Annotated in this window: 14 protein-coding genes; 2 read left to right on the top strand and 12 right to left on the bottom strand. The window is 61.9% G+C overall.

Annotated features, from left to right (window positions below; translation table 11 throughout):
- Positions 1-342 (bottom strand): substrate-binding domain-containing protein (locus GWP04_09035; protein NIA25699.1); only part of this gene is annotated, 342 nt, incomplete at its 3' end.
- Between the two features lie 585 nt (positions 343-927).
- Between GWP04_09035 and GWP04_09030 the strand changes: the two genes are divergently transcribed.
- Positions 928-1,350: a DUF3225 domain-containing protein gene (locus GWP04_09030; protein NIA25698.1), complete on the top strand. Its 423-nt coding sequence runs from the start codon at positions 928-930 to the stop codon at positions 1,348-1,350.
- On the opposite strand, the gene GWP04_09025 is transcribed toward GWP04_09030, so the two are convergent.
- The 11 genes from GWP04_09025 to GWP04_08975 form a co-directional block, all read right to left on the bottom strand.
- Complete coding sequence (locus GWP04_09025) at positions 1,342-2,409, bottom strand: membrane dipeptidase (protein ID NIA25697.1); 1,068 nt, start codon at positions 2,407-2,409, stop codon at positions 1,342-1,344. The two genes, GWP04_09030 and GWP04_09025, sit on opposite strands and share 9 nt — an antisense overlap.
- Positions 2,410-2,635: 226 nt before the next feature.
- Positions 2,636-3,757, bottom strand: a complete 1,122-nt coding sequence (locus GWP04_09020) for an FAD-dependent oxidoreductase (GenBank protein ID NIA25696.1) — start codon at positions 3,755-3,757, stop codon at positions 2,636-2,638.
- On the bottom strand, positions 3,754-4,188 hold the full coding sequence (locus GWP04_09015) for a hypothetical protein (protein ID NIA25695.1): 435 nt from the start codon (positions 4,186-4,188) through the stop codon (positions 3,754-3,756). Before GWP04_09015 ends, GWP04_09020 begins: the two co-directional genes overlap by 4 nt.
- On the bottom strand, positions 4,185-5,186 hold the full coding sequence (locus GWP04_09010; protein ID NIA25694.1) for a thermostable dipeptidase: 1,002 nt from the start codon (positions 5,184-5,186) through the stop codon (positions 4,185-4,187). The genes GWP04_09015 and GWP04_09010 overlap by 4 nt, the downstream gene beginning before the upstream one ends.
- A 20-nt stretch (positions 5,187-5,206) precedes the next feature.
- Positions 5,207-6,760, bottom strand: coding sequence for a hydantoinase/oxoprolinase family protein (locus tag GWP04_09005; GenBank protein NIA25693.1), 1,554 nt, complete (start codon positions 6,758-6,760; stop codon positions 5,207-5,209).
- Entirely contained in the window at positions 6,757-7,833 is a 1,077-nt protein-coding gene (locus GWP04_09000) for a DUF917 family protein (protein NIA25692.1), read from the bottom strand. Before GWP04_09000 ends, GWP04_09005 begins: the two co-directional genes overlap by 4 nt.
- 52 nt (positions 7,834-7,885) lie before the next feature.
- A complete protein-coding gene (locus GWP04_08995) occupies positions 7,886-8,872 on the bottom strand; it encodes a hypothetical protein (GenBank protein NIA25691.1) in 987 nt (328 codons plus the stop codon).
- A complete protein-coding gene (locus GWP04_08990) occupies positions 8,869-10,389 on the bottom strand; it encodes an ATP-binding cassette domain-containing protein (protein NIA25690.1) in 1,521 nt (506 codons plus the stop codon). The genes GWP04_08995 and GWP04_08990 overlap by 4 nt, the downstream gene beginning before the upstream one ends.
- A gap of 6 nt (positions 10,390-10,395) precedes the next feature.
- A complete protein-coding gene (locus GWP04_08985; GenBank protein NIA25689.1) occupies positions 10,396-11,463 on the bottom strand; it encodes a substrate-binding domain-containing protein in 1,068 nt (355 codons plus the stop codon).
- Between the two features lie 261 nt (positions 11,464-11,724).
- The gene (locus GWP04_08980) at positions 11,725-12,669 is read right to left on the bottom strand and encodes a pyridoxal-phosphate dependent enzyme (GenBank protein ID NIA25688.1); all 945 of its coding nucleotides are present in this window, start codon (positions 12,667-12,669) and stop codon (positions 11,725-11,727) included.
- A 23-nt stretch (positions 12,670-12,692) separates the two neighbouring features.
- Positions 12,693-14,063 carry an FAD-dependent oxidoreductase gene (locus GWP04_08975; GenBank protein NIA25687.1) on the bottom strand — a complete coding sequence of 457 codons (1,371 nt, stop codon included), beginning with the start codon at positions 14,061-14,063 and terminating at the stop codon, positions 12,693-12,695.
- 28 nt (positions 14,064-14,091) lie between these two features.
- On the opposite strand from GWP04_08975, the gene aceE reads away from it, so the two are divergent.
- Positions 14,092-16,851, top strand: a complete 2,760-nt coding sequence (gene aceE, locus GWP04_08970; GenBank protein ID NIA25686.1) for a pyruvate dehydrogenase (acetyl-transferring), homodimeric type — start codon at positions 14,092-14,094, stop codon at positions 16,849-16,851.
- Positions 16,852-17,025 lie beyond the last annotated feature (174 nt).

Here is a 17,025-nt window from a genome sequence, read left to right as displayed (position 1 = left end):
CACTGCGTTTCCGTCATTGGCCTGGATGATGAAGGCCTGGTAGTCACCGCTAGTAATGGCATCCTGGATCTGGGACACTTGGGTATTGGCATCGAAATTCGGATCGAAAAATTTGACCTCGACCCCCAACTCCGCGGCACCCTCCTGGATGCCGGCCCAGGTCGCCTGAGCGAACCCGTTTGCTGCCGAAAAGCCAAAGAACGCGACCTTCTTCACCTCTTTCTCGGGAGCGGTCGTACTCTCGGGAGCGGTCGTACTCTCGGGAGCAGTCGTACTCTCGGGAGCGGTCGTGTCGCTGGATCCGCCGGCTCCGCAAGCCGCAGCAACCAGGGCGATCAGCATGACCAGTATCAACAGGCGAACCGGTTTTCTCACTGTGCTCTCCTCTGTCGGGGTTTCTGTGCTCCAATGCCGCAGTGAAGACCGAGGGTGAGCAACAGCCGGTTGCGCCCAGGTCCTCCTCCCCAGCACAGGCCGGGTCTTGACTCGGGAAGTGTGAAGAAGGTGGCACTCGTCAGGCCGGCATCATGATGAGACTGCCCCGCACTCGCCACCTTCACCTATGTCCTCCCCGTTCCGCATCACCGACGAGAACTGTCAGCATCAGGCGTAATGGCAACTGTATGCTCCGGCCCGTCGGTCGTCCTCAAACGATCGTCGCTGTTTTCTGGTGCCCGTTGCCACAGTTGTCGGGTCGAACACACTTGCCGGTGTCCATCTTTTCGCCGAACGCGCGACCAGAGTGAAGAATGACTCAACGATCGAACGGTGCAACGTCGCGCTCCCATTCCATAGGATCGGGCCGTAGTCGGCACCCGAATCGCCGACCACACCGGAGTAGGGCCATCAGGCCCGGACTCGCCGGCTTCCAGGCGGCGCGGAATACCGGTAGGTGTCGGCCTTGTGTCACGATCAGGGAGGAAAGCCTTGAAGAGGAACACGACCAGGATCTCTCCACCCCTCACCGCAGCCGAGGAAGAAGCGATCCTCGCCGAACTGCAAACAGTGCTCACCCGCCAACAGGATGCCTGGAATCAGGGCGACATCGACAGTCTTCTGACAACCTATTGGCACTCCGATGGAGTCAGATATGCCTCCGGGTCGCAGGTCCTGCGCGGTTTCGAGGCAGTGCGTGAGCGATTCCACGATGCCTACCCCGACAGGGCCGCAATGGGCCTTCTCGAGTACACCGATCTCGAGATCGAAATCGTAACCGGCGATCGTGCCGTCGTCTTCGGTCGCTGGCTGATCACGAGGGATACCGGCGAACTCGAAGGGCTCTTCACACTCCAGTTCGTGAAGTTCCCAAAAGGATGGCTGATGATTTCTGATCACACATCATCAGCCTGAGTGTCCAGGCAGCCACACGCGCTCTGCAACACGGCGCATGTTGCCCCCGAGAACCTTGGCGATATCGACTGGTTTATAGCCGAGCTCGCTCAGACCTTCCACGATCGCACCAATCGACTCCGGTGGCACGCACTCGATGAGCTTGTCGTAGTCGTTCCCCTCCGGCCAAAACGCTGGATCGGACAGGAAGTCACCAATATCGCCCTCACTCAGGTAGCCGGAGTCGAATCCGAGGCCGACATGATCGATCCCGGCAAGCTCCACGACGTAGTCGATACTGCGAACCATGGACTCGGCAGTAGGAGATCCGTCTCCAAGGAAGATGTTGATACCGTTGATACCGACCACTCCCCCGGTTTCGGCACATGCAACGATGAGGGCATCAGGGATATTGCGTTCGTGGTCCCAGAGGGCTCTCGGATTCGAGTGCGAGAAGATACACGGCTTCGTGCTGCGTTCGAGGACATCCATCGCTGTTCGGTAACCGGTGTGACTGAGACACTTGATCATGCCGACTCGATCCATCTCGTCTGCGACTAGCACACCAAACGGAGTCAACCCCCCATCGACCTCGTCGTGGACGCCGGAGCCCACGAGGTTGCGCCGATTGTATGCAAGTGCCATCCATCGGACTCCGAGTTCATACAACAGTTCCACGATGTCTGCCTGATCTCCGAGACAGAAAGCTCCCTCGATGTCGAACGCGATGGCCATCCTTCCTGTCGCTCTGGCCAGGTCTATCTCAGCAACAGAATCCAGCAGGATGAACTCGCTCTCGTGGCCTCGGATCCATCGCCGATAGAAGGAGGCCAGACGGACCACGTGTTCCAGACTCCGATCCGCATCGCCGATGTTGAGGAACGCCACGTCGAAACCTGCCGCGAAGTGCCGTCGAAGTTCTTCGATCGATCTGGTTCCGGGCGATGGCGTGGTATAGGTGTGATTGTCCCAGACGAGGAACTCGTCGAGCTGCAGCTTCAATGCAGCCTCCAGAGGCTCACGTCGCTGGTCGGCGCCTTCGCCGCAGGACGGGGTTCCCACCGTCGAGATGCGTGCCATGCATTACTCAGCGGGCTCCTGGGAGTCTGCCGAGTGATGCCGGTGCGTAGATCGGCGGCCGTGAGCATCGCTCGCAAGGCCGCACAACGAAGGCGCACCCTCCGGGGTGCGTTGAGGCGGAGAACGCCGCGAGCGGCGATGCACGGTCGTCGAGATGCGTGCCATGCATTACTCAGCGGGCTCCTTACCTTCCTCCGAGGACTCCGACACCCCTGGACACACACATTCATCGGCGCAGACGTCCCGGGTTCATCACCGACGCATCGACACCAAACTCGAGTAGCCGTTTTGGCACCGCACCTTCGACGATGAGTCCGGCAGCCAACGTCGCGGCGGCGGGGGACGTCTGAATACCCGTTCCCCCCTGGCCAACATACCAAAAGAACCCTTCGACATCCGGATCAAACCCGATCACCATCTCCCGGTCGTCGGCGAAGGTCCGGAGCCCGGCCCAGGAGGAACGGACAGAGCGGATATTCAGCGTCGTGGCTTCGTTGATCCGCTCGATTGCGAGAGCGATATCGAGATCGACAGGACGCGCATCGCAAGGCTCGGATGGAGACTCATCTGAGAGGGAACACAGAATCTGCTCGCCATCCGGCTTGAAGTAGTACTCGTCTCCAACGTTGACGACGAGGGGCCAGAGCCGGGAACCCTCGACACCCGAAGCCATGAAGACGGTTCGGCGGTGGGCGGTCAGACCAATCGGCCGCACGCCGGCTCTCGTCGCCACGACATCACCCCATGCTCCGGCCGCGTTCATGATGAACCGGGCGCGGACCTCTTCATCGCCCACCGTCACCACCCACTGGCCACTCTGCCTCGTGAACCTCGTGGCTGGTGCCGATGTCCGGATCTGGCTCCCGTTGCGCCTTGCTCCACGGATGAAAGCCTGATGCAGAGCAGCAACGTCCAACTCGGCCGCCCCCGGCTCCCACACGCCCGCCACTGCATGAGGCGAACGGAGAACGGGAACCATCGCGACGACTTCTTCAGCCCCCACCAGCCGAATCTGGGAGTTGGTCGCGTTCCCGAGCTCGGCGGCTGCATTGATCGCATCACGTTGGTCTTCACGCCCAACGATCAGCGCTCCTCGTGGTGTCATGAGCGGCCAGTCGACGAGGCCCTCTGGGGGATGCTCCAGGAAGGACCGACTTGCCTTCGTCAACGAACGGGCACCTTGGGCACCGTAGTTTTCGAAGTACTGGGCAGCCGACCGCCCGGTTGTGTGATATGCGAGCGTTGACTCCTGCTCGACGAGAAGCACGTCCATGTGCTCCGATAGAGCGTACGCAATCGATGCGCCGGCTATGCCACCGCCAATGACGAGAGCATCAGTCGAGGTCATCCTGCACCCTTTTCCGCAGCCAAGGCGAGAATCTTCCCGATTGGCCCATCCGCCGAATACAGCCAAGCGCGACTGATCTTTCCCTCCTTCACCTCTACAACGGAACAGCCGTGGAGATCAAGTGGCCCGAGTTGGTCTCGGATCTTTCCAGCCGGGGTCCCGACCATTCGCCAGCGGACGGCGGCCTTGGTTCGTTCTTCCACGATCCCCAGGATCTCTCGCCGATAGTCCGGGTACGCTTCGAACAGCGCGGCCATCGCAACTGCGTCACCCTCGGCAGAAGAGATGGCAGTGACTCCGTTCACGGTGATCTCGATGTCATCGGCCAGCAAACTGTCCATCGTTTCGTGGTCCTGCCGATTCTCCGCGTCGTTGTACGCTCGATAGACATCCCCCGCACTGGCCACCCTGGAAGCGCCGACCTCCCTCATGGCAACAGCCGCTCCAACAGGGAAATCATCGTTTCCGAGGCGACGGCACGAGCATCCGACTCGCCAAGCCGGTCGATCAACAGCGGACCGAGCCCGGCGAGGTCCGCAGGTCGTGCCATGTCTTCGAGGATCGATAGATCCTCGAGGTTGACCAACGCCTTGCCGAGGACAGGGTCGACTGTGTTGATGAGATCCTCGATGAAGTCCGGACCGAGCGCCACGTGCTCGGCGCCGACAAGTTTCACCGCGTGCTCGATATGATCCACGTAATGGGCAAGCGCCGGGTCGTCCGCGAGAAACGGCCCAAAGGCGTTCAAGCCGACGAACCCTCCGGACGCTGCAATCACCTCCACCTGGGAATCGGTCAGGTTTCGAGGATGCGGCTGAAGGGCCCGACAAGCCGAATGGGTCGCCACGAACGGCCTCGATACGAGTTCGGCAACGTGGGCAACACCTGCGTCGGAGAGGTGACTGACATCGACGACCATTCCGATACGTTCCATCTCCGCGATCGCTTCCACACCGAGCGTCGTCAGCCGCCCACCGGTTCTGCTCTCTCCGGTTCCATCGGCGAGCATGGTCCGCCGGTTCCAGGTGAGCGATGCGATCCGGACACCGAGGCGCCAGAAGGTGTCAATGACCGAAACGTCGGCACCGATAGGTTCGGCACCCTCCAGGGCCAGGATCATGGCGATCTGACCGTTGTCGATCGCCTTCCTCAGCTCATTCGACGTCTCCACAATCGCAACGTCGCTCCGATGTTCCTCGGCGAGCCACCGAGCCGTCTCGAGTACGAGGAGCGAACGCCGCAAGGCGCCTTCCCCGACGTGCTGCTCCTCCGTGAACACCGGTAGTACCTGCAGGACCACTCCGCCGGAGCGCAGCTGTGGCAGCCAGAAATCGCCAAACGGGTCCTGATACCCCCGTTCTCTCTGATAGTGGACGCCCAACAACAGATCGTTGTGGGCATCCGCCATGGGTATGTTGTTGTACACGATTCTCCTGACAGACTGTTCTGCTACGACGCGAGTGGACCCGCCGCCTTCACTTGTACCCTGCATCCTTCGCCGGGAACGTAGGTCATCGGCACCTCTAATACCGAGGTGATCCGTACCGTCTCAGGGGCTGCTCCTCCTCGGATGGCAGCCTCACGAGCAAGTTCCTTCGCTTCGTCGAGGCAAGCGTCGCGCCCCAACGTACCGTATCGGTAGACACGATCGATCGCACCCGACGCTTCGGCGATCGCTGCCCCGAAGGCGTTGGCGACCGAGTGGTACATCGGTCGAATGACCTTGGATGTGCCGGGGACATCATCGGCGATGAGGGGCGATCCACCCCCGACGGCGATGAGCGGAAGCTCTTGCCGGCTGGCCTTCATTCGGTCGGACAGCGTGTTGATCTGGCCGTCGACCCATGCGATGGCAGCCTCCGCTTTCTCCGCCGACAACCCGTTCAGCAACGCCGGGTCCCCGAATCCATGAAGTCTGCCCAACTTGACCGCGACGTCGGAGAGAGTCGTTGTCTGACCACCGGCCACGAGGGCTTCGGTCCCCACTCGATACCCGACCGAGTCGGGTCCGACCGTCACGTCGGGACCGGCGCCGCGCACGATCGTTCCACCACCCAGGCCGATCGAAACGAGATCCGGCATCCGGAAGTTGGTGCGGACTCCGCCCACTTCTACGGCAAACGCGGACTCACGCGGGAACCCGTTGACGAGTATCCCGACATCAGTGGATGTCCCTCCAACATCGAAAACGAGCGCATCAGAGATGCCGGCCAGGGCACACGCACCCCGCATCGAATTGGTGGGCCCGGAGCCAACCGTCAGAATCGGGAATCGAACGGCCTCATCCGTGGTCATCAGCGTCCCGTCATTCTGAGTCAGGTACGAGTCGACGCTGAGTCCCTGGTTGGCAAGTGCTGCCTGGAAACCTTCCACGACACGCCTCGCGACACCGAGGAGCGCAGCGTTGAGGACGGTGGCGTTCTCACGTTCCAGCAGGCCGAGTGTGCCCACTTGATGACTGAGGGACACGTCGACCGAGTCTCCCAGCCTCTCCTTCAGGATCTCGCGAGCCTCGAACTCGTGGTCGAAACTCGCCGGGCTGAAGGCACATGACACCGCGATCGCCGACACGTTCCCTTCGCATTCGGCGGCAAATCTGCGGATCGCATCGATGTCCAGCGGGGCGATTTCCCGTCCGTCGTATTCGTAGCCGCCACCGACGATTGCCACAGGACCAATCACCGCCTGATGGAGGTCATCGGGCCAAGCGGCGCTGGGCCGGACAGCGAGCGATGATGGCGCCGCGAGGCGAAGCACGCCGACTCGGCCGAGCTCACGCCGCTGAATGATCGCGTTCGCCGGATGAGTGGTTCCCAACATCGCCTTCGTGATGGCGCTGCCATCGACCTCCCCGACAACCACGCCAAGTGCCGTCGCGATCCCGTCGAGGGGATCCGGTGTCGTGGGGGTCTTGGTCGAGGCAAGCATCGCGCCTGCCTCGTCGACGACGACCGCGTCGGTGTTGGTGCCTCCGACGTCGATCCCAACGCGAAGCTTCTTCATACGGCTTCACCTCCCAATGGGGAATAGTCCACGTCGTAGCCGAACGCCCGCGGACCGACGACATCGAGCATCCCGGGCTGGTGCCACTCCGGAGCACACGGAAGGCCGACGACGTCCAGTCGCTGACCGTATGCCAGAGTCTCCGTGGTGATCGGCTCCGAAGTCTCGTGGTCCAACAGACAGATCAAATCTGGAACACTGATGACCGGCTGCCCGTCCTCGAAGGCGATGAGGTTCTCGTTCTGGATCTCCACGGCCATTTGCCGGCCGGGATCGTCGAGGTGTTCGAGAGTCACAGTTCCGCGCGCAAACCCTTCGGTGGTTCGCCGATCGATATCGATCACCTTTCCGGTGAAGACCTTTCTGCCGTTGGTAAAGGCCATGAACTCTTCGTAGGCGCCCTCCTCGCCGCGTTGAATGGCGGCAAGACGGCTGCCAACGTCGATGCAATAGCTCATGGAACCGAGGATTCCATGAGCTGCTATCTGCTGCACCGTCAGTGGATAGCACGAGATGGCATTGGCCAGACCCAACGAGATCACTGCTCCGCGAGCGAGAGTCTCGGCGATCTGATTGGTCGTCGTCTCGAAGACGGCCAGATTCCCCTTCTCGTCGGCGATCGAGAGGGGCGCTGCCTTGAGTCCGGCAAGTGTGAAGACCGTCATCTCGATCTGTGGGAACGCTCGTCGCATCGAATCGGCATCGATGACCGGCAGTCCCATCTCGGCAGCAGTCGCGAGGGGTATCAGGGTGTTCATTCCCCCCACCTCGATCGGCATGAGAGCGACAGGGTCGCTGCCGAGATACTTGGCCATGGCCTTCACGGCGGACATGAACTCCGTGCCGGCCGGGATCTTCTCGAGGATCACAGTCGGCGCTCCGATCACCGCCGTGGTCAAGACAAGTCCGTCTTTCGGAAGCTCCGATGGCTCCACGACCTTCACCGGACCATGATCCTCGATGGCTTGTCTGACCATGAGTTTCGCGATGTACGGATCGCCACCGCCACCTGTGCCCAGCAGTGTCGCTCCGAGCGTCAGATCGTCGATGTCATCCACAGTGATAGTTCTCATGTTCCCCTTTCCGGCTCTGGAAACGAGCCCGCTTCGTTCTCTACGACGATTGTCATCCTCTGCGAGCCTGCGACCATGCGTCGATGCCGACCGCGCCAAGGATCACGGACCCCTGAACCACCCTCTGGAAGATTGGATCGATCTGATGGAGGTTGAAGCCATTGATCATGATGGCGATGAACAGGGCGCCCAACACCGTTCGCCACACGGCGCCTTCACCCCCTGCGATCGATGTCCCGCCAACGACGATGGCGGCGATGACCGCAAACACGAAAGAGAAACTGTCTGAAGGCTGTGCACTCATGGTCCGAGCGGCCGAAAGTGTGCCGGCGAGACCTGCGGCAAGACCCCCAAGGGCAAACGTGGCAGCAACCACCCAGCTGACGCGGACACCGGCGAGGCGAGCTGCCTCTGCATTGCCGCCGGCGGCGTAGACGTAGCGGCCGAATCGTGTCCGACTGAGCACGAACCAGCTGATCGCGATCACGGCTATGGCCACATACGTCGTAATGGTCAGCCCAAATACTCTCGTGCGTGCGATCGCGGAGAAGTCGTGGTTGGCAGGCCGCAGGATGCTGCGCTCACTGATAACGAAACCGTATCCGAAGATGATGAAGGAAGTTGCCAGAGTGGCGATGAAGGAGTTGACCTTCAACACGGACACGACGAGCGCGTTGAACGCACCAAACACAAGTCCGGCGAGGAGCCCGGCGAGGATACCGATGATGATGGAATCCGTGGCATTCTCGAAACGAAGTGCCGTCAGTCCAGAGGCAATCGCTATTGCCGACAGGGAAACGTCGAACCCGCCGGCGATCATGGTGAGCGTCGCCACCGACGCGGCGATGAGAAGCGCCGCCTGCTGATCAAGGATGTTTCGAAGGTTTGTGGGCGTCAAGAATCCGTCCGTCGTGACTGTGAGGAGAAGGAACAGAGCCGCGGTCACCCATACGATCCCGTAGCTGCGGAAGCGGTGCACCCAAGTGGACACCACGTACCCCTGCTCAGGGAGCGATGCTGTCAGAATTTCATCACTCATTTACCCCGTACTCCTGTTCCTGTCCCGAATGCGGCCCCGACCACTTCTTCCTCAGTGGCCGTATTCGCATCGATTTCCTCGACGATGCGGCCCTCTCTCATCACGAGGATCCGGTGCGCCATGCCCATGACTTCTTCCAACTCCGAAGAGATGATGAGCACAGCAGACCCCTGCTGTGCGACCTTGATGAGTAGGGCGTAGATCGCCCGTTTTGCACCCACATCAACACCCCGCGTCGGTTCGTCGGCTATCAGGATCCGAGGTCGATGCAGCAGCCAACGCGCGAACAGGGTCTTCTGCTGATTGCCTCCCGACAACGACCGCATCACCGATTCGGTCGACGCACCCCGGACCTCGACGGCTTCGATCAAGGCCCGGCACTGTCCCACTTCTTTGGTCCCGTCGATGATCCCGAATCGTGAGAACCTGCCGAGATGTGGCAACGTGACATTCTCCCGTACCGAACGGGCAGGTACGAGACCTTGGTCCTTCCGCGACTCCGGAACCATGGCGATACCGTTGGCGATGGCGTCGCCCGGCGATCGGATCACTTGAGCAGAGCCATCGATCCACACCGACCCTGAGTCGTATCCGTCCGCGCCGAAGACGGCGCGGGCAACTTCGCTACGCCCCGAACCGACGAGGCCGGCGAGCACAACGATCTCGCCCCTGCGTACCGTGAACGAGACGTCCCGGAACGCGCCTCTCCGGGTCAAACCTTCGACACGAAGGACTTCGGGGCTGTCGATCGGCGGCAGTTGTTTCGGCGGGAATGTCGACTCGAGACGCCGGCCGATCATCGCTTCGATGAGCGAGTCGTGTGTCTCCTCCGAGGTTGGGCCTGTGCGGACGATCTGTCCGTCGCGCATGATGGTGACCACATCCGCGAGGGCGAGCACTTCGTCCAGCAGGTGCGAGACGAACACCACCGTCGTCCCCGACTCTTTGAGTCGACGAACGACAGCGTGCAGGTGCTCGGCCTCCGACGTTGACAGACGAGCCGTCGGCTCATCCATGAAGATCAGGTCTGCCTGCCTCGCCAGCGCCCGAAGGATCTCCACCTTCTGTTGCTCGGCGATCGTGAGGAACCGCACGAGGCGCTCCCGCGGGACCCCGATACCGGAACGCTGAACGAGGTCTTCATATCGCCTCTGTAACACCGAACGGAGAACTACAGGACCGGCGTGGTCCTCGATTCCCAGAAACACGTTCTCCAGGACCGTTCGTGCCGGTACCAGAGACAGTTCCTGAGCGATCGTCGTGATGCCATGCTCGAGTGCGTGTCGGGGCGACCGGAATACGACCGGTCGCCCCGACACCTTGAGCACGCCCTCGTCCGGGGGCAGGACTCCGGCAATGATCTTGCCAAGAGTCGATTTGCCGGCCCCGTTCTCCCCCACAAGAGCATGGATCGTTCCGCGCTCGACCTTCAGGTTGGCTCGGTCGACCGCCTGGGTTGCGCCGAAGCGCTTCCCGATCCTTTCGAGCTCGATGTGGGTGACAGCGGGGACAGGCACGACTGCTCAGCCCTGCCACTCCGCGGTGAACTTGTCAACGTTGTCTCTGGTCACCAGACCGTTGTCAGGAAGCGTGGCCAGAGGATCGATTCCCCCTTCGTGGTTGCCATTGAGCACGGCGTCCACCATCGCTTCCATGGCAAGGCGACCTTCGGTTCCGGGCGCTCCAAACACGTCACCAAACCAGCGACCATCTGCAATGGCCTCCAGAGCCGGCACGGAACCTCCCAGACCGATCAACTTGACGGCATCCAGCCTTCCCTCATCCGCGAGGACGATCTCAACACCTTGAATCGGCTGATCAGCCCCAACGACGACCTCGAACTCGGGGGTCGCCTGCATGATGTCCTGCATGGCGGTCATACCCTGCTCGGGGCCCAGGTACTTTCCCTCGCCCTCGGCAACGACCTCGATCGCCGGATTCTGGCTGATCACGGCATCGAAACCCTGTCTGAGAGCAGTGTCGATCGGGGTGCCTTTGATACCGTAGAAGTACACCACTCGACAAGGATCAACGCCCTCGCACGCCTGCAGTGTCAGCTCGCCCATGCGTTCTCCCGATCGGAGAGGAGGAGCCAGTATGGAGGCGGCGAAGCCCTCGACCTGGGGGTCGGGTGTGTCCAACTTGGGTCCGACGACCTGGTTCAGAACCACGACTTCCATGCCCCGATCCATCGCATCCTGCAGATCAGGGATCAGGCCTTCGCCAAAGATCCCGCACACCACGACTCCGGCATAGTCACCCGAGGCGATGATGTCCTGAAGCTGCTGTGTCTGTGTCTCCGGATTGAATTGCCCGTCGAACTCGACGATCTTGAATCCTGTGGCATCAGCCACCTTCTCCATCTCGGCCTTCGACGACAGCAGCCAAGTGTTGGCCGAACTGGCCGACAGATACGCAATGTTGATCGGTTCCGCGGGAGCAGTCGTCTCCGTCGTCTCCGGTGGCGCTGTCGTCGTCGATGCTGCTGTTCCCTCCGATGTGGTAGGTGAAGCGGCAGCGGTCGAAGTCGTCTCTTCGCCTTGCGTACCGCTGCTACACGCAGCGGCCACCAGGGCGAGTACGATCGCCATGACCCAGATCAGAATCGGCTTTCTCGAGTTCGTCCTCATATTCCATCCTCCCAATGACTCATATCCCGGATTCAGGCCCGGGCATGGTGAGTAAGAAACGTACAGCCGTCGCGACGCTTCCACCCTCGACAACTATCGGACTTCCGCCCACCGCAGTTAGGCGTATGTCGCACGCGGAACCGATCCGTTCCACCCGACGGTCGCGTGTGCACTTGAACCCTGGGCTCGTAGGTACCCTGACGGTGCTTACGAGCCCAGGGTTCAGCGGTGCAGCCAAGAGAAATCGGTGTTGCCGCCAGAGATGATCACGCCAACCCGCAGGCCGGTGACGCGTTCCCCCATCTCCCGAACGCCCGCCAAGCTCGTCGCCCCGGACGGCTCGACCACCAACTTCATTCTCTCTGCGAAGAATCGCGCCGCTGCGACGATCTGATCTTCGGACACTGTCACGATCTCGACCTTGCGCTCTCGCAAGATCTCGAATGCCAACTCCCCCATCCCGGTCAACAACCCGTCGGCGATGGTCGCCGAATGGGGCACCCTTGGCTGGAAAAACCCGCTGACCAGCGATCGATACGCATCGTCGACCAACTTGGGTTCGGCCCCCACTACCGCGCCTGAGGGAAGGAGCGCTTCGGCCACCAGCGCCGTGCCCGACAGCAGGCCTCCCCCTCCGATCGGTGCAACGAGAAGATCCAGACCCTCGACCTGGGCCACCAGTTCCAATGCAGCAGTGCCCTGACCGGCGATCACCGCCGGGTCGTTGAACGGATGGACCATCGTCGCTCCCCGCTCGGCACGAACCCGTGCGGCGGTGATCTCCCGCTCCGGCTGAGGGCAGAACACCACGTCGGCCCCGTAGCCGCGAACTGCGTCGACCTTGATCCGTGGAGCCGTGTCCGGCATGACGACGGCACAGGGGATCTTCCGGATCGACGCCGCATAGGCGAGCGCCTGCCCATGATTCCCCGACGAGTGCGTCACCACTCCGCGAGCGGCCGTGTCCTCGTCGAGGGAGAGGACGGCGTTCATCGCTCCCCTGGCCTTGAAGGCACCGACCTTCTGGAGGTTCTCGCACTTGAAGAACACCGATGCGTCGAGATCACGGTCCAGCGTTGCGGAGGTCATGATCGGAGTGCGATGTACGAAACCGCCGATCCGATCCGCGGCGGCCGACACGTCATCGAACGCAGGAAGTCTGCCCACCGGGCGAGTGTACCGGCGCTGTTTCAGCGCCCCGCACGCAGCGTGCGCTCGTGGACCCAGTCCTCACCCCGTAGATAGCCTCGGATGCCTGCGGACAGGGCGAACCGGAGCGGTTCCGGAGGCCAAGGGATCAGTCGCCGCCCCACGAACCAGACGCTGGTCAGATCGGTGTCACGCTCGAGCACCAGATCGGCAATCGTTTTCCCATTGAGCTGAGACAGCGACACGCCGTGCCCGACACAGCCGATCGAGTACACGACCCTCCGGTCCCCCAAGAAACCGATGGCCGGCGCCATGTCGACCGGCACCGACACCGGCCCACCCCATCGATCCGTAAACCTCACACCCGCAAGAGACGGGAAGATTTCGACGACGTCACTCTCGAGGTCTTGAAACACCCGCTCGTTGAGATCGCGATCCATGTCGTTCCCATACGTGAGCGACACGTCGCTCCCTCCCATCGCCAAGCGGTTGTCGGCGGTGAGCCTGAAGTAGTGCACGAGGTTGCGGGCATCCTCGATGCCCTGCCGGTTCGACCACCCAATGGCCCCCAATTGCTCATCGGAGAGCGGTTCGGTGACAACCATATGCGTGAAGACGGGTGCCTGGGAGCGACGTAACTCCGGCAGCAGATGCGAGTAGGCGTTGGTGGCCAGCACGACTCGATCCGCAGTGACCGTTCCTCTCGGAGTCTCGAGTCTGAAACGCTCACTGCGACCGATCTGCTCGACCGGACTGCGCTCATAGATCACCGCACCGGCTTCCTGGGCGATTCTCTTCAGCTCCCGCACGTGCTTGGCCGGATTCAGGAGGCCGGAGCGGGGTTCCCACCAGGCACCGAGGAACAAGGGGGAATCGACCTCCTCCCGCACCCGATCGGCATCCCACCACTCGAGGCCGGTGATGCCCATGTCCGTGAGCAGTTTCATATCGTGCTGGATGCGTTTGGCGTAGGCGGGAGTGGTTGCCACCCGGAGAAACCCAGGGAACCAGTAGTCGGATTGAAGGTTCCGACTGCGAACCAGGTCATCGACGTAGTCGACCGCCCGCTCCATGTATCGATGGGCCTCCACGGTCCGCTGGACCCCGAAGCGGAACTTGGTGACGGCCGGTTCGAGTCCGAAGAGCGTCATGGAGAAGCCGCCGTTCCGGCCACTCGCTCCGTAGCCGATCACCTCACCTTCCAGGACCGCGACTCGCAGCGTCGGCTCGAGCAGCCGCAGGTTGTAGGCGGTCGAGAGTCCGGTGAAGCCGCCGCCAACGATGGCCACGTCGACATCCACCGATTCGGTCACCGGATCATTCGGCGTGTAGGGGCCATAGGTGGCGAGCCAGAACGATTTGTCTGCATGGATATCCTGCACGTCAATCGAGTCTACGCCCAGCCGAATCATCTCGCCGCGCAACTCCACATAGACCTTCATGCTTCGATACCCTCTGTACCGACAAGCCGGGGAGATCTTCGTGAATATCGACCGATTCGTACAGCAACTCCCGGACACCGACCCCACCGAGACCAAAGAGTGGCTCGACTCACTCGACCAGCTCATCGCCATCGAAGGCAAGACCCGGGCACGCTATGTGCTCTCTCGCATGTTGATGCGCGCCAGGGAACAGCAGGTCGGGATCCCCGCCACGATCAACACCCCCTATGTCAACACGATCCCGACCGGGGAACAGGCATGGTTCCCGGGAGACGATGCGCTCGAAAAGCGCATCCGGAGGTTCATCCGCTGGAACGCAGCCGTCATGGTCGTGCGTGCCAACCATGCAGCCGAAGGAATCGGAGGCCACCTGTCGACGTTCGCTTCGTCGGCTGCCCTCTACGAAGTCGGCTTCAACCACTTCTTCCGAGGTAAAGCCGACGGATCCCCCGGCGACCATATCTACATCCAGGGCCACGCCGCCCCAGGCATCTACGCCCGTGCCTTCCTCGAACGCCGTCTGACCGAGGACCAACTCGACCGCTTCCGACTCGAGGTCGGCGGCCAGGGCCTCTCGTCGTACCCACACCCCCGACTTATGCCGGACTTCTGGGAATTCCCGACCGTGTCGATGGGATTGGGTCCCCTCAACTCCGTCTACCTGGCCCGTTTCAACCGCTACCTCCACAATCGCCACATCGACGACACTTCACAGTCACGTGTCTGGGCGTTCCTCGGCGACGGGGAGATGGATGAGCCCGAATCACTCGGCGGAGTGAACATCGCGGCACGCGAAGGCCTCGACAACCTCACATGGGTCATCAACGCCAATCTTCAGCGCCTCGACGGGCCGGTGAGGGGCAACGGAAAGATCATTCAGGAATTGGAAGCTATGTTCCGTGGTGCCGGCTGGAACGTCATCAAGGTGATCTGGGGATCCAGCTGGGATGAGTTGCTCGCAAGGGACATCGACGGCGTCCTCGTCAACAAGATGAACAGCACCCTCGACGGCGAGTACCAAAAGTACGCCGTCGAGTCCGGCGAGTACATCAGGGAGAACTTCTTCGGTCCGGACCTCCGTTTGCGCAAACTCGTCGAACACCTCAATGACGACCAACTGCGGAAACTTCCTCGTGGCGGACATGACTACCACAAGATCTATGCGGCGTACCGTGCAGCGGTCGAGCATGAGGGTCGCCCGACGGTAATCCTCGCCAAGACGATCAAGGGTTGGACCCTCGGTCCGTCGGTGGAGGCTCGTAACGCAACTCACCAGATCAAGAAACTCACCGGCCGCGAGTTGACCGTGCTGCGGGACCGCCTCCACCTGCAAGAGGAGATCCCCGACGAGATGCTGACCGAAGACAGGGAGCCGCCGTACTACCGGCCACCGGTGGGCACTCCCGAGTACGAGTACCTGATGAACCGCCGCAAGACGCTTGGCGGTTCGGTCCCCAAACGGAGTGCCAGAATCCGCAGGCCGATCGAACTGCCGGGACCGGACCCCTTCTCCGAATTCGATTCCGGCTCAGGTACTCAAGAGCTCTCGACCACGATGGCGTTCACCCGGCTGCTCCGCAACCTGGCTCGCCACGAGACGTTCGGCCCCAGAGTGGTCCCGATCATCCCTGACGAAGGCCGCACATTTGGGATGGATTCGCTGTTCAAAGAGTTGAAGATCTACGCGCCATACGGACAGCGCTACGTCCCCGTCGACGCAGGACTCCTCCTCTCCTACGAAGAGGACACCGACGGCCAGATCCTCGAAGAGGGGATCACCGAAGCGGGAGCGATTGCTTCCTGGACCGCTGCGGCAACGGCGTATGCGAACCGGGGCGTGCCGATGGTGCCGTTCTACACCTTCTACTCCATGTTCGGCTTCCAACGCATCGGCGACTTCGTGTGGGCGGCGGCCGACGCCCGAGCCCGAGGGTTCCTCATGGGAGCTACGGCGGGACGTACGACGCTGCTCGGCGAGGGTTTGCAGCATCAGGATGGGCACAGCCTCCTGCTCGCCTCGACTGTCCCTTCGTGCGAAGCGTACGACCCGGCGTTCGCCTATGAACTGGCCACAATCATCGAACGGGGTATCGAGCGCATGTACGGTGGCGAAGGAGAGGATGTCTTCTTCTACATCACCCTCTACAACGAGAACTACGCCCAGCCTCTGAAACCTGCCGGAGTCGAACAGGGCATCATCGACGGCCTCTATCGATGGGCAGCGGCGCCCGAAGAGCCATCGCACAGGGCGACCATCCTCTTCTCGGGAACGGCCCACACTGCGGCCCGAGACGCCCGGCGCGAATTGGCCGAGCACTACGACGTCGGTGTGGAGCTGTGGAGCGCCACGTCCTACAAGCGTCTTCGCGAAGAAGCGCTCTCCATCGAACGCTGGAATCGATTGCACCCGGGCAGCGAACTTCGAGTGCCGCTTGTTACCCGTCTCCTCGGCAACACCTCTGGTCCGACCGTTGCCGTGACGGACTTCCTCAAAGCGGTCCCCGACCAGATCGCCCGCTGGGTGCCTCGCCGGTTCGTCCCGCTCGGTACCGACGGATACGGGCGCAGCGACACCCGGGAGGCATTGCGACGGTTCTTCGAGACCGACACCGGGCATGTCGTCGTCGCCGTGCTGTCCGCCCTCGAGGCCGAGGGTGCGATTCCGGCTGAAGTCGTCAGCGATGCGATCGACAGATACGGCATCGATCCCGACGCACCCGACCCGCGCACCTCCTGGCCTGAAGTGGGCGAGGACTGAGAGGTCCGTTGTCGTAGGCTCGCTTCGCGAGCGGTACCGGGTACGAGGTACGGAGTACGAAGTACCAGGTACCTCGACAAGCGATGCACAGTCGTCGAGGTGTGTGCCATGCATTACTCGGCGGGCTCCGGGAGTCTGCCGAGTGATGCCGGTGCGTAGATCGGCGGCTGTGAG

Source organism: Gammaproteobacteria bacterium, assembly GCA_011682695.1.
Lineage (GTDB): Bacteria > Actinomycetota > Acidimicrobiia > Spongiisociales > UBA4744 > BMS3Bbin01.
This window is presented reverse-complemented; position numbering and strand designations above follow the sequence as displayed.

Coding starts and splice junctions, on each gene's coding strand:
- GWP04_09000 (NIA25692.1), bottom strand. CDS start 7,833: ATGAGAACTATCACTGTGGATGACATCGACGATCTGACGCTCGGAGCG.
- GWP04_09025 (NIA25697.1), bottom strand. CDS start 2,409: ATGGCACGCATCTCGACGGTGGGAACCCCGTCCTGCGGCGAAGGCGCC.
- GWP04_09020 (NIA25696.1), bottom strand. CDS start 3,757: ATGACCTCGACTGATGCTCTCGTCATTGGCGGTGGCATAGCCGGCGCA.
- GWP04_08975 (NIA25687.1), bottom strand. CDS start 14,063: ATGATTCGGCTGGGCGTAGACTCGATTGACGTGCAGGATATCCATGCA.
- GWP04_09015 (NIA25695.1), bottom strand. CDS start 4,188: ATGAGGGAGGTCGGCGCTTCCAGGGTGGCCAGTGCGGGGGATGTCTAT.
- GWP04_09005 (NIA25693.1), bottom strand. CDS start 6,760: ATGAAGAAGCTTCGCGTTGGGATCGACGTCGGAGGCACCAACACCGAC.
- GWP04_08995 (NIA25691.1), bottom strand. CDS start 8,872: ATGAGTGATGAAATTCTGACAGCATCGCTCCCTGAGCAGGGGTACGTG.
- aceE (NIA25686.1), top strand. CDS start 14,092: ATGCTTCGATACCCTCTGTACCGACAAGCCGGGGAGATCTTCGTGAAT.
- GWP04_08985 (NIA25689.1), bottom strand. CDS start 11,463: ATGGCGATCGTACTCGCCCTGGTGGCCGCTGCGTGTAGCAGCGGTACG.